12 protein-coding genes are annotated in these 13,226 nt (G+C 57.4%); 8 read left to right on the forward strand and 4 right to left on the reverse strand.

Annotated features, from left to right (window positions below; genetic code table 11):
• From DSM25558_RS29715 to DSM25558_RS12705, 3 genes are all read right to left on the reverse strand, one after another.
• On the reverse strand, positions 1-894 hold an 894-nt coding region (locus DSM25558_RS29715), incomplete at its 3' end, for a HAMP domain-containing protein (RefSeq protein ID WP_143240097.1).
• Positions 895-1,414: 520 nt separating this feature from the next.
• Positions 1,415-2,140 (reverse strand): histidine utilization repressor, encoded by a 726-nt coding sequence (gene hutC / locus DSM25558_RS12700; protein ID WP_077105135.1) that lies wholly within the window; start codon positions 2,138-2,140, stop codon positions 1,415-1,417.
• Positions 2,141-2,209: 69 nt separating this feature from the next.
• A complete protein-coding gene (locus tag DSM25558_RS12705; protein ID WP_077105136.1) occupies positions 2,210-3,556 on the reverse strand; it encodes a formimidoylglutamate deiminase in 1,347 nt (448 codons plus the stop codon).
• Between the two features lie 120 nt (positions 3,557-3,676).
• Here DSM25558_RS12705 and hutI point away from each other — a divergent pair, with 120 nt between their 5' ends.
• From hutI to DSM25558_RS12730, 5 genes are read left to right on the forward strand one after another with little or no spacing between them, the layout of a single operon-like run.
• Positions 3,677-4,936 (forward strand): imidazolonepropionase, encoded by a 1,260-nt coding sequence (gene hutI, locus DSM25558_RS12710; protein ID WP_077105137.1) that lies wholly within the window; start codon positions 3,677-3,679, stop codon positions 4,934-4,936.
• The gene (gene hutH, locus DSM25558_RS12715; protein ID WP_077105138.1) at positions 4,933-6,468 is read left to right on the forward strand and encodes a histidine ammonia-lyase; all 1,536 of its coding nucleotides are present in this window, start codon (positions 4,933-4,935) and stop codon (positions 6,466-6,468) included. The genes hutI and hutH overlap by 4 nt, the downstream gene beginning before the upstream one ends.
• Entirely contained in the window at positions 6,469-7,287 is an 819-nt protein-coding gene (gene hutG / locus DSM25558_RS12720) for an N-formylglutamate deformylase (protein ID WP_077105139.1), read from the forward strand.
• The gene (gene hutU / locus DSM25558_RS12725) at positions 7,284-8,957 is read left to right on the forward strand and encodes a urocanate hydratase (protein ID WP_077105140.1); all 1,674 of its coding nucleotides are present in this window, start codon (positions 7,284-7,286) and stop codon (positions 8,955-8,957) included. Before hutG ends, hutU begins: the two co-directional genes overlap by 4 nt.
• 6 nt (positions 8,958-8,963) lie before the next feature.
• Positions 8,964-9,521 (forward strand): HutD/Ves family protein, encoded by a 558-nt coding sequence (locus DSM25558_RS12730; protein WP_077105141.1) that lies wholly within the window; start codon positions 8,964-8,966, stop codon positions 9,519-9,521.
• A 108-nt stretch (positions 9,522-9,629) separates the two neighbouring features.
• Here the strand turns inward: DSM25558_RS12730 and DSM25558_RS12735 are convergent, their stop codons facing one another.
• Positions 9,630-10,310, reverse strand: a complete 681-nt coding sequence (locus DSM25558_RS12735) for a GntR family transcriptional regulator (protein ID WP_077105142.1) — start codon at positions 10,308-10,310, stop codon at positions 9,630-9,632.
• Between the two features lie 141 nt (positions 10,311-10,451).
• Here DSM25558_RS12735 and DSM25558_RS12740 point away from each other — a divergent pair, with 141 nt between their 5' ends.
• From DSM25558_RS12740 to DSM25558_RS12750, 3 genes are all read left to right on the forward strand, one after another.
• A complete protein-coding gene (locus DSM25558_RS12740; RefSeq protein ID WP_077105143.1) occupies positions 10,452-11,456 on the forward strand; it encodes an ABC transporter substrate-binding protein in 1,005 nt (334 codons plus the stop codon).
• Between the two features lie 76 nt (positions 11,457-11,532).
• Positions 11,533-12,351: an ABC transporter ATP-binding protein gene (locus DSM25558_RS12745; RefSeq protein ID WP_077105144.1), complete on the forward strand. Its 819-nt coding sequence runs from the start codon at positions 11,533-11,535 to the stop codon at positions 12,349-12,351.
• 4 nt (positions 12,352-12,355) lie between these two features.
• Positions 12,356-13,225, forward strand: coding sequence for an ABC transporter permease (locus tag DSM25558_RS12750; RefSeq protein ID WP_077105145.1), 870 nt, complete (start codon positions 12,356-12,358; stop codon positions 13,223-13,225).
• Position 13,226 lies beyond the last annotated feature (1 nt).

Here is a 13,226-nt window from a genome sequence, read left to right on the forward strand (position 1 = left end):
GACGGCAAACTGGGTATCCGCCGCATCCCTGGTCTTCTGTGCTTCACGCTCGATGCGTTCCTTTTCGGACACGCTGCGGTTTGCTTCGGTTTCCTGTTCGAGACGGATTTTCTCGAGAGCGTTATCGCGGAAGATGGAAACGGCCTGCGCCATCTGGCCGACTTCGTCCCTACGATCCTGCCCATCGACGGGTGCTGCCGTCTGGCCCTGTGCCAGCGTCATCATGCGTTCACGCAGGTTCGCGATGGGTGTGGTGATGCCCTTGGCCGCAACGATCAGAGCCGCGATGATACCGAGTGCGAAGGTGATGCCAACGACCAGAAGAGACATGAGAATGGTGGAGTCTGTCTGCTCCGTGAGGCCATCACTTTGAAGAACAACGTCTTTCGTCAGTTGGTCAAGAAAGGCAGCTGTGTCGTTTGCCATTGGCAGGATCAGTGCGTCTGCCTTAGCCAGCGTCGCTGTCGCCTGTTCGTCCTGATCTGCCTGTCCAAACTGAACAGCCTGATCTGTTAGCACTATGATGTCTTTTGCTCTCACAGTTAGAGCTTCGATTTTCGCTGCTTCACGTGGAAGCGCATCCTTGGCGTTTTGTAAGCGCCTTACCAACTTGGCTTTGCTGTCGTTGTAGAATTCAACAGCAGTTTTAAATCTTGGGTCGCTTGCTGGGTAAGTTAATGCTTGATAGGCACCATAAGCAATTGCGACAAGATTTCGGTTTGCGCGAGCCAATTCAAGGCTCGCTGCGTTGTCGCCCTTGATGAAGTTGGAATAGTTGGTATCCCCAGACTTATAGCTGCTTGATATAAAAGCCGTTGCGCCCAGTCCAACGACGCACAGAGGGATAATCAAAACCAGTATTTTTGTGCGAATGCTCGCATGCTTTAGAAACATCTGTCCTCACAGTCGGGCTATTGGTTTGAACACACAGACCCGCCGAGTCATGGCCGTAAAAAACGGTCGCAAACCCTGTAAAAAGGCCAGATTGTTCGGAGTTTTGATACATGACAGGTGGGTGCACCATCATGGCGACCGGGTTGATTTACTGCCAGTCGTTTGATTAGATGATTGTAGTTTAGAACTAATTAATTTGGCTTTTTGCCTCGATCAATTCTTCGGTTTTTGAGAAGAGACGGAGGCCCGTTTTTGTATCGTTGCACTGGTCTGCTCAACCCGTATGTAATCGCTGTTTCAAGTCGCGATGCCTCGTCATCACCCGAAATAAAGAGCATCTGCAGAGATAATTATGCCAAGTGAACGCAGCTTGCAACAATGAAAATACAACTTTTACAATAATATTTACGATTGGCAACTTTTAGAGGTGCAAGCTTGGTGAGCTTTTAATGGCGTGTCAGCTTGCAGATAGCGGCGGATTCTTTCCATCTTTCCATCGAAAGCCGCGTTGGCGATATGATCAGCCGCCAGGCTTAAATTGCGCGGTGACCACGTGGCGGTTGCCGGGATATGTCAGCTGAACATAGGTTACAGGGCCGTTAGGCCCCCATGTCAGGCGCTCGATCAGGAGACACGCATCTCGTGGAGCGATATCGAGGTTCTTCGTCTCTTTCGGCCCTGCGGTGATCGCCTGAATGCGATGTTCAGCGGTCGTCCAGGGGATTTGCGACAAGAGCCAAGGGCCGGGCGCAAGGCTTTTGAAATCGAAGTCTGCGGCTTGTGGAACAACCGCGAGACTGATGAGGCGCTCCTCCAGGCAAAAGGGCTTTTCACTGGCGTAGTGCAGGCATGCCACCTCAATCACCGCATGCGGTGTGGAAAGTGTGAGACGACGAATATCTTCCGCGCTCGCCTGTCTCTTCCTGAGCGAGAGCACCTTGTATCGATAGGCGAGGTGTAGGGAGCTGACCTCTTCCTTGATATCATGGATATCGAGAATGGCCGATTGCGCACGGGGTTGTGTAACGAAACTGCCGGATTTTTTTCGCCGCTCGATCAGCCCTGCTTTGGCCAGTTGGCTCATGACCTTGTTGACGGTCATGCGGGAACACGAATAGGACGCCGCCATGTCCACCTCGAATGGCAGGCGGTGGCCGGGTTGCCATTCGCCGGACATGATGCGGCTTTCAATGTCGTTCAATATGCGCTGGTGCAAGGTTTCGTCCTTGCCTGTCTTTTCCGTCACTGATTGTCGCTCTCGGTGAAAATTCAAGGCGTGGTGTAACCCGGTACAAGGACAAACAGAAACAAAATATCAGCGCGTCAGAAGATCGGCCATCGCCGCGTTAAACCGGCCAGAAATTTCGGCGCGATGGATATGCCGACCCGCCTGTACCTGTTTGCGCCCTGCAGACCAGACGGCATCCACGGCGACGCCACCGGCAAAAATCCAGTGGTCGAGCAGCTGGTCCTCGGAAAGGTAAGGCACGGCGCTTGTGTCGAGCGACACGATATCGGCACCGCCCCCTTCGATCAGCCCGGACTTTGCCTGAAGTGCTGCATTGCCGCCCAATCGCGCCTGTTCAAACAATTTGCGCCCGGTGGAGCCACCCGCATCGGCCACGACATTGCGTGCACGCAGCGCCAGCCGCTGCGAATATTCCAGCATCCGCAACTCTTGCGCCACCGATGTCAGGATATTGGAATCCGAACCGATGCCGTACCGGCCACCTTCTGCGAGGAAAGATGGTGCCGGAAAGACGCCGTCGCCGAGATTGGCCTCCGTAATGGGGCAAAGGCCAGCAACGGCACCGCTTTGCGCCATCCGTCGGGTCTCGTCTTCGGTCATGTGGGTTGCGTGTATCAGGCACCAGCGGTCATCGACCGGAGCGTGGTCTAAAAGCCATTCCACAGGCCTTGCGCCGGACCAGGCAACACAGTCCTCGACCTCCTTCACCTGCTCCGCCACGTGAATATGAACCGGGCCACCCGCTGCCAGCGGCAGGATCTCATCCAGCTGTTGGTCGGTCACTGCGCGCAGGCTGTGCGGCGCTATGCCGAGAACACCGCCGGGCAGGTCTGCCAAGACCTTTGCGGCACCCTCCATCACCCGTCCATAGCTTTCGACGGAATGAATGAACCGCCGTTGGCCATCGATGGGCGGCTGGCCACCGAAGCCCGAATGAGCATAGAACACCGGCAGCAATGTCAGCCCGATGCCGGTGGCAGTACTGGCGGCACCGATCCGCTCCGCCATCTCGGCGATATTGGCGTAGTGAGCGCCATCCTTATCATTGTGCAGATAATGGAATTCGCCGACGCGACAATACCCAGCTTCGAGCATTTCCATATACAGCTGCGCGGCCACTGCCTCTACATGATCGGGTGTCATGGACAAAGCAAAACGGTACATGACCGTGCGCCAGCTCCAGAAGCTGTCATCGGCCGGTCCGCGAATTTCGGCAAGGCCGGCCATGGCGCGCTGAAAGGCGTGGCTGTGAAGGTTCGGCATGGCCGGCACCAACACAGATGTCCGCTCGTCACCCGGCTGTGGCTGCGTGCCGACCGTCAATGAACAGATCAGCCCACCCTCGATTTCAAGCCGCACGTCACGCGCCCAACCCGTGGTCAGCAGCGCGGATTTTGCATGGATCGCGTTCATCAAACCCTCTTCCGATTGCCTGACATCGAGACCGTCATCGGGGGTGATCTCGATTTTTTGTCTTGCCAAGATATTTAATATGTATAGACATGTTATTACCAAAGGAAAGGCGTAAATCTGATGTCGGGAGATATTTTTTCGAAAACCAGTCACGCCGATGTGTCGCCAAGCCTCTGGCTCAATGCGCGCATCGCGACCTTCGATGCGATGAAAACAGGTCTCGGCACCATCGAAAATGGCGCTGTCCTTGTCCAAGGCGGCCGCATCACCTGGGTTGGCGAAGCCCATTCCGTGCCGGTCGATATGGCGCAGGGCGCTCATGTGCACGATCTCGGCGGACGATGGCTCACACCCGGTTTGATCGATTGCCACACCCACCTTGTCTATGGCGGCAATCGTGCGCGCGAATTCGAAATGCGTCTGGAAGGGGCAACCTATGAAGAGGTGGCACGCGCCGGTGGCGGTATCGTCTCTTCCGTCAAGGCAACCAATGCGCTTTCGGTGGAAGAACTGGTCGAAGCCACATTGCCCCGGCTCGATACTCTCCTTGCGGAAGGCGTGACGACCATCGAGATCAAGTCCGGTTACAGCCTCAATATCGATGGTGAACTGCGCATGCTGAAGGCTGCGCGCGCGCTAGAAACGATCCGCCCGGTCCGCGTCGTCACTTCCTATCTGGCCGCCCATGCGGTGCCGGTCGAATACAAAGGCCGCAATGGCGATTACATCGAAGACGTGGTTCTGCCGGGTTTGCGGCAGGGCCATGCTGAAGGGCTGATCGATGCCGTCGACGGATTTTGTGAAGGAATCGCCTTCTCATTGGACGAGATTGCCCGTGTGTTCGATGTTGCCAAGGCACTGGGCATTCCCGTGAAGTTGCATGCGGAACAGCTTTCGGATCTCGGCGGTGCCAAGCTCGCGGCCTCCTATGGTGCGCTTTCGGCGGACCATCTCGAATATCTCGATGACGATGACGCGCGCGCCATGGCGGCGGCCGGAACGGTTGCCGTGCTGCTTCCGGGTGCCTTTTACGCCATCAACGAAACACGCAAGCCCCCGGTCGCAGCGCTTCGTGCCGCTGGAACACACATCGCGATTGCCACCGACAGCAACCCCGGCACGTCGCCGCTCACCTCGCTTCTGTTGACGATGAACATGGCCGCCACGCTGTTTCGTCTCACCGTCGAGGAATGCCTGGCCGGTGCGACACGCGAGGCGGCACGCGCGCTCGGCCTGTTGGAAGAGACCGGCACGATCGAGGTCGGCAAATCTGCGGATTTCGCCGTCTGGTCAATCGAAAGCCCGGCCGAGCTTGTCTACCGCATCGGCTTCAATCCGCTGTTCACACATGTCTTCAAGGGAAAGAGAATAGATCGATGACCATCACCCTCAAGCCCGGCCAGGTTTCCCTGAAGGATCTGGAAGTGATTTACTGGACCGGCGAACCGGCCCGGCTCGATTCCGTTTTCGACAAGGGTATCGAGAAGGCGGCCGCTCGCATTGCCGAGATCGCCGCCGGGAATGCGCCGGTTTACGGCATCAATACCGGTTTCGGCAAGCTGGCGAGCATCAGGATCGATGCTGCCGATGTCGCCACGCTGCAGCGTAATCTCATTCTGTCCCATTGCTGCGGCGTCGGTCAGCCGCTGGCGGACAACATCGTGCGCCTGATCATGGCGCTGAAGCTGATCTCGCTTGGACGCGGCGCATCCGGCACAAGGCTTGAACTGGTGCGACTGATCGAAGCCATGCTCGAAAAGGGCGTTATCCCGGTCATCCCGGAAAAAGGCTCCGTTGGCGCATCCGGCGATCTGGCTCCACTTGCCCATATGGCTGCTGTTATGATGGGTGAAGGTGAAGCATTGTTCAACGGTGGGCGGTTGAACGGCCGCATCGCACTGGAGCGCGCCGGTCTCACACCGGTGGTTCTGGCCGCGAAGGAAGGGTTGGCACTCATCAACGGCACACAGGTGTCTACGGCGCTGGCGCTGGCCGGACTGTTCCGCGCCCACCGTGCAGCACAATCGGCTCTGATCACCGGGGCGCTGTCCACCGATGCCGCGATGGGCTCGTCTGCACCCTTTCACCCTGATATCCACACGCTGCGTGGCCATAAAGGCCAGATTGATGCCGCTGCGGCCTTGCGGGATCTGCTCAAGGGTTCGGTCATTCGCGAAAGCCATATCGAAGGTGATGAGCGCGTTCAGGATCCATATTGCATCCGTTGCCAGCCGCAGGTCGATGGTGCCTGCCTCGATCTTTTGCGCTCCGTTGCCCGCACGCTTGAAATCGAAGCCAATGCGGTGACGGACAACCCGCTGGTGCTGTCGGATAATTCTGTGGTGTCCGGCGGCAACTTTCACGCCGAGCCGGTGGCTTTCGCCGCCGACCAGATTGCGCTCGCCGTGTGTGAAATCGGTGCGATTGCGCAGCGCCGCATCGCTCTGCTGGTCGATCCGGCGCTCAGCTACGGCCTGCCGGCGTTTCTCGCCAAAACACCGGGCCTCAACTCCGGCCTGATGATCGCCGAGGTCACTTCTGCCGCGCTGATGTCGGAAAACAAACAGATGTCGCACCCGGCTTCCGTCGATTCGACGCCCACTTCGGCTAACCAAGAAGACCATGTCTCCATGGCCTGCCATGGTGCGCGTCGCCTGTTGCAGATGACCGACAATCTCTTCTCCATCATCGGCATAGAGGCGCTAACCGCGGCTCAGGGCATCGACTTCCGCGCACCGCTCGTCAGCAGTCCGGAGCTGACCAATGCCATCGCTGCAATCCGCAACGTCGTGCCCACATTGGAGGTCGATCGTTACATGGCTGACGACCTCAAGGTGGCAAGCGATCTGATCGCCACCGGTGCTTTGAATGCTGCGGTTTCCGCTGGCATCCTTCCGGTTCTGGAGGCGTGAATGAGTGTCTTTGACGTCAAACAGGGGTCATCGCCCGTCATTCTCGGCTTTCCGCACACCGGAACCGACGTTCCGTCTGCGATATGGGACCGGCTGAACGACAACGGCCGTATGCTTGCCGATACCGACTGGCATATTCATCATCTCTACGATGGGTTGTTGCCTGACGTGACGACCGTTCGCGCCACGTTCCATCGTTATGTCATCGATGCCAATCGCGATCCCGAAGGGGCAAGCCTCTATCCCGGCCAGAACACCACCGGCCTTGTGCCCGACACCGATTTCGATGGTGCCGCGATCTGGAAGTATGGCGAGGAGCCGACCGAGGCCGATATCGCAGCCCGGCGTGTCGCGTTCCACGCGCCTTATCACGCAGCACTCGCCGCCGAGATCGAGCGTGTGAAGGCAATCCACGGGGTTGCTGTGCTCTATGATTGCCACTCCATTCGCTCGCACATTCCGTTTCTGTTCGACGGCAGATTGCCCGATTTCAACATCGGCACGGATATGGGCATGACCTGTCATCCGGCAATCGAAGCGGCAACATTCGATGTTGCTACGAAGGCGGGAGGCTATACCAGCATCCTCAACGGTCGTTTCAAGGGCGGCTGGACGACACGTCATTATGGCAGGCCGGAAGCCGGCGTTCACGCGATCCAGATGGAACTGGCGCAGGTGACGCACTTGAAGGCGGAAATGCCGCCCTTCGATTACGACGAAGCCAAGGCCGACAAACTTCGTATCCATCTCAAGGAAATTCTCACGCGCATCGAAGCTTGTGCGCTGACGTTTTCAAAACAAGCAAGGGGAACCAGATGACCAATCCTCGTCACAATATTCGCGATGTCCGTGCCGCCCGTGGCACCGAGTTGACCGCAAAATCCTGGATGACCGAAGCGCCTTTGCGTATGCTAATGAACAATCTCGATCCCGAAGTGGCCGAAAATCCGCATGAGCTGGTTGTCTATGGCGGCATTGGGCGTGCTGCCCGCACATGGGCGGACTTCGACCAGATCGTCGCAACGCTGCGCGATCTCAACGAAGACGAGACGCTGATGGTCCAGTCCGGCAAGCCGGTCGGCGTGTTTCGCACCCATAAGGATGCTCCGCGCGTTCTCATTGCCAATTCCAACCTCGTGCCGCATTGGGCAACCTGGGATCATTTCAACGAGCTCGATAAAAAAGGTCTGGCCATGTACGGCCAGATGACCGCAGGTTCGTGGATTTACATTGGCAGCCAGGGCATCGTGCAGGGAACCTATGAGACCTTTATCGAAGCCGGTCGCCAGCATTATGGCGGCGATCTCACGGGCAAGTGGGTGCTGACCGGCGGCCTCGGTGGCATGGGTGGTGCCCAGCCGCTGGCCGCCGTCATGGCCGGTGCGTGCTGCCTTGCCATCGAGTGCAATCCTGATTCCATCGATTTCCGCCTGCGCACCCGCTATGTGGATGCCCGCGCCGAAACGCTCGATGAAGCCATGGAAATGATCGAGCGCTGGACTGCTGCCGGAGAAGCCAAGTCTGTCGGTCTTCTCGGAAATTGCGCTGAACTCCTGCCGGAAATGGTCCGTCGCGGCATTCGCCCGGATATGGTCACCGACCAGACCTCCGCCCATGACCCAATCAACGGCTACCTGCCGAAGGGCTGGACGATGGCTGAGTGGAAGGAGAAGCGTGAAAGCGATCCGAGAGCTGTCGAGAAAGCGGCCCGTGCCTCGATGCGCGAGCATGTCGAAGCGATGATCGCTTTTCAGGACATGGGCATCCCTACCTTCGATTACGGCAACAACATCCGCCAGATTGCCAAGGATGAGGGCCTTGAAAATGCATTTGCCTTTCCGGGCTTCGTTCCCGCCTATATCCGTCCGCTGTTTTGCCGTGGTATCGGCCCGTTCCGTTGGGCAGCACTTTCGGGAGATCCGGAAGATATTCGCAAGACCGATGCCAAGGTCAAGGAACTGACGCCCGGCAACAAGCACCTGCACAACTGGCTGGACATGGCGGCTGAGCGCATCGCGTTTCAGGGTCTGCCAGCACGCATATGCTGGGTCGGTTTGGGGGATCGTCACCGCCTTGGTCTGGCCTTCAACGAGATGGTCAGAACCGGTGAACTCTCCGCCCCTGTTGTCATCGGCCGTGATCATCTGGATTCGGGCTCCGTCGCCTCACCCAACCGCGAGACGGAAGCGATGAAGGACGGCTCGGATGCCGTGTCCGACTGGCCGTTGCTCAACGCGCTTTTGAACACCGCGTCGGGTGCAACCTGGGTCTCGCTGCATCACGGTGGCGGCGTCGGTATGGGCTTTTCCCAGCATTCTGGTGTTGTCATCTGCGCCGATGGCACCGACGATGCGGCGCGCCGTCTGGAGCGGGTGCTCTGGAATGACCCGGCAACTGGCGTCATGCGCCATGCCGATGCGGGCTATGACGCCGCCTTGGAGTGCGCCAAGGGAAAGGGCCTGCGTCTGCCCGGCATTCTGGGAAACTGATCAACGATGAAAATTCTGCGTGCTGGTGATTACAAGCGCATGCCGTGGAAAAACGGCAAGGGAGAGACGGTGGAGATCGCCGTTTTTCCGCCGGATGCGTCCATCGACACCTTTGACTGGCGCATCAGCATGGCCTCTGTTGTCGAGGACGGGGCCTTTTCGACATTTGAAAATATCGACCGGACGCTGGTCGTCCTCAGCGGTGAGGGCATCACGCTTTTCGTGGATGGATCAGACCCTGTCGAACTGCGGCAAAACTCCGAGCCACATCGCTTTGCGGCAGATACGCCGACCTTTGCCACGCTGCTGGACGGACCGATCACCGATCTCAACATCATGGTCCGTCGCGGCAGGGCGGTATGCCATGTCCGACGTCAGGCATCGGGGTTAGTGGAAGCATCCGTCACGGGTACCACAGTGGTATTCGCTCTTGATGCATGCACGAAGGACGGGCTTCAACATCTTGCACCTAACGATTGCGTGGTCCTTGATTCGGGTGACGTGTTGGCGCTGGATGGTGACGACAATTCGTCCGTCCTTGTTGTTTCGACAACCACCACATGATGCCGCCATCAGCGGTCCGTTTGTTCGTTCGACCAGATCACGGTTCGAAATGAATGGCGCTCCATATGCAATGGCTTCGAAACGTCATTAGCGCAGACTTTCGTGCACCTAACGGATATAATTCGGAAACTCCGCACTAATCAGATCAATGATCGACAGAGTGCCTGACAAGTGGTTCCGCAACGCTGATGTCGCCGCTTCCGGATTTCCGGAAGCGATTGCTGAGACTATGGCCTCGTGATCGGCAATCACCGTCTGCAATTTGCCGGGCATCGGCAAGTTGAGGCGGCGCAGACGATCGATATGGACGCTCTGGCGACGAACATTGGCCCAAAGTTGGGTGATACCTGCCATCTCGTAAAGCCTACGATGGAAATCGCGGTCGATGCTATCAAAGATATCGTAGGTATCCGGTGAAGCGACGGCTTTTTGGCGGGTAAGCAATACCCCAAGCTCCGAGGCGGTCTTTTCCGGAGCATCGGTTGTCAACCGCCGCACGGCTTCCAGTTCGATTGACAGCCGCTGGAACTGCGCTTGCATGGCGTGGTCGATATCTATTTTGGCGACCACCGTCGCATATTGCGGATACACATCGACAAGACCTTCCTCCTGAAGGCGCATAAGAGCATCGCGAACCGGTGTCTGGCTGATGCCAAATTCCAGCTGGAGCGAGGCGCGAGAAAGCACCGTTCCCGGCACGAGCTCGACCTTGATGATCCGCTCATGCAGGATCTCGTGTACTTGCAACGCAACCTGCCGCGACCGGTCCAGTTGTCCACTTCTCGTCATGTCACGCCTCACACATTTTTCTGCCAATCACCAAATCACAAATAGCGGGTTGATGCACTGATGTTTTAGTGCTTTAATAAGAAATCAGCATTCTTATGAGTGCGAGGTAGGCCGGGAGGGCCTGCAATCAGGGAGGATAACATGCGACTGTTCATCGGCGGCGTAGCCGCAATCGCTCTTGCCCTCGGGCTTGCCAGTCCAGGCTTGGCTCAGGAAAAAACCAAACTTTCGATCACCCGCCAACCGGGTATTCTTTATCTTGCCAGCCATGTGATGGAGACACAGAAGCTGATCGAAAAAGAAGCGGCAGCCGATGGCTTGCCCGATGTTACTGTCGAATGGCGCACATTCAGCGGTGGCGGTGCTCAGACCGATGCGTTGCTGGCTGGCAATGTCGATGTCGTCAATACGGGTACCGGCAACCTGCTGCTGCTTTGGGACCGTACCCGTGGCAAGGTGAAGGGCATCATCACCAGTTCCGCACAGCCCGTGATCATGGTTTCCAACGATCCGCGCATCAAATCACTGAAGGACATCGACCAAGGCGACAAGATCGCGGTGCCGACCGTCGGGATTTCCACTCAGGCGATCCTTTTGCAGATGGCGGCGGCAAAACTTTACGGGGATGATCAGGTCAAGAAATTCGATCCCAACACCGTGCAGCTTGGCCATCCCGATGCTGTCGCGGCCATCGCCAATTCGCAGCATGAGGTGAAGAACCACTTCTCCGCACCTCCCTTCCAGTATGTCGAACTGAAGCAGCCCGGCGTCCACAAGGTCACGGACTCCCGCGAAATTCTCGGCGGTGCCCTGACGCAGGCGACCTTCTTTACCACAACGGCCTTTGCCGAGGGCAATCCGAAACTGGTCAAGGCGTTGCGGGCCGCAACCGAGGAAGCCGTCGCTTTCATTAAGAAAGATCCGAAGGCTGCGCTGGAAGCCTATAAGACTGTTTCGGGCGACAAGACCAGCCTGGATGACCTTATGGCCATGCTCAAAGAACCCAACATGGACGAGTGGCGCACAGACCCGCAAGGCACAATGAAATTTGCGGAACATTTGCACAAGATTGGCACGCTGAAGTCTATGCCGACAGCTTGGACGGACTATTACCTTCCCGACAGCGCCTATCTGAACGGCAACTGACGCCCGTTTTCTCTGCAACGGCGCTGGCCGCCGTTGCTTTCCTTTTCCACTGCCTTGCTTCAAAGGAGTGAATTCTATGCTGGATGCCCCTGTCGCCGCCACCCCGCGCATTACACCGTCACCGGAAAAGGCGCCGCTTCTGTCCGTCGATCGGGTGACCCTGCGTTACAAGACACCGAATCTGCTGATCACCGCGACTGAAGATGTCAGCTTCACGGTGCGTGAATCCGATCGTTTCGTGCTGCTGGGGCCATCTGGCTGCGGGAAATCCACACTCCTGAAAGCTGTTGGCGGGTATATGACGCCGTCTGCCGGCACGATCCACATCAATGGCCGCCAAGTAAAGGCACCGGGGCCGGACCGGATGATGGTCTTTCAGGAGTTCGACCAGTTGATGCCGTGGAAGACGGTACTCGAAAACGTCATGTTCCCGCTGTCGGTCGCGCGCAAGCTGCCAAAGGCAGAGGCGGAGGAGGTCGCGCGCCATTACATCGACAAGGTGAAGCTGACCCGGGCCGTGGATAGCTATCCGCACACCCTGTCCGGCGGGATGAAGCAGCGCGTGGCGATTGCCCGCGGCATGGCCATGCAGCCTGACATCCTTTTGATGGACGAGCCTTTTGCCGCCCTCGACGCGCTCACCCGTCGGCAAATGCAGGATGAGTTGCTGCAGCTTTGGGAAGACACCAAATTCACCGTTATCTTTGTTACCCATTCGATTGCCGAGGCCATCAAAATCTCTAACCGCATCCTGCTTCTGTCACCCCACCCTGGACGGGTAAAGGCAGAGGTGATCGACGTCGACAAGGTGAGCCATGAGGATGGCAGCGCTGCGACACTTGAGCGCGACATTCACAATCTCCTGTTCTCATCCGAACCCGGCCATAAGGAATAGAGTCATGCTGTCGTCCAACATCATTCTCGCCGCCGATGTGGCCGCCTCTAAGCCGCATGACAACATCAAGCCGGTCGAGCAAAAGCTGAGCGCTTTCGAAACCCTTTGGGGGATCAGCGCTCTGCGCAAGACGTTGCTGATCCTGATCCTTGCCGCGATTTGGCAAATTTACGCTTCCTACCTCGACAACCCCCTGCTTTTTCCTACCCTGAGCGACACGATTTCCACGCTGATCGACCGGTTTATCGATGGTACCTTGCCAGCGCGTATAGGGACGACTCTGCAGATATTGTTCATGGGATATGCCATTGGCACGGTACTGGCCGCTCTACTGACAATTCTCGCCATCAATACCCGCATCGGCACGGATTTTCTTGAAACGATGACGGCGATGTTCAATCCGCTGCCAGCCATTTCACTGCTGCCGCTCGCCCTCATCTGGTTCGGCCTCGGCGCGTCCAGTCTCGTCTTCGTGCTGATCCACTCCGTATTGTGGGCTGTGGCGCTCAATACGCATTCCGGCTTTCTGGGCGTGTCTCGGACATTGCGCATGGTCGGTGCTAATTACGGCCTGACGGGCATTTCCTATGTCCTGCGCATCCTTGTGCCAGCAGCCTTTCCCTCCATTCTGACAGGTCTGAAGATTGGCTGGGCGTTTGCCTGGCGTACGTTGATCGCAGCCGAACTCGTCTTCGGCGTTTCGTCAGGACAGGGCGGTCTTGGCTGGTTCATTTTCGAGAACCGTAATCTTCTCGATATTCCCGCTGTCTTCGCCGGCCTGCTCACCGTTATCATCATCGGCCTGATTGTTGAAAACCTGATCTTCCAGACGATCGAGCGCCACACCATCCAAAAGTGGGGCATGAAAGAATAGC

Origin of the sequence: Agrobacterium sp. DSM 25558 (assembly GCF_900100825.1) — a bacterium.
GTDB lineage: Bacteria > Pseudomonadota > Alphaproteobacteria > Rhizobiales > Rhizobiaceae > Agrobacterium.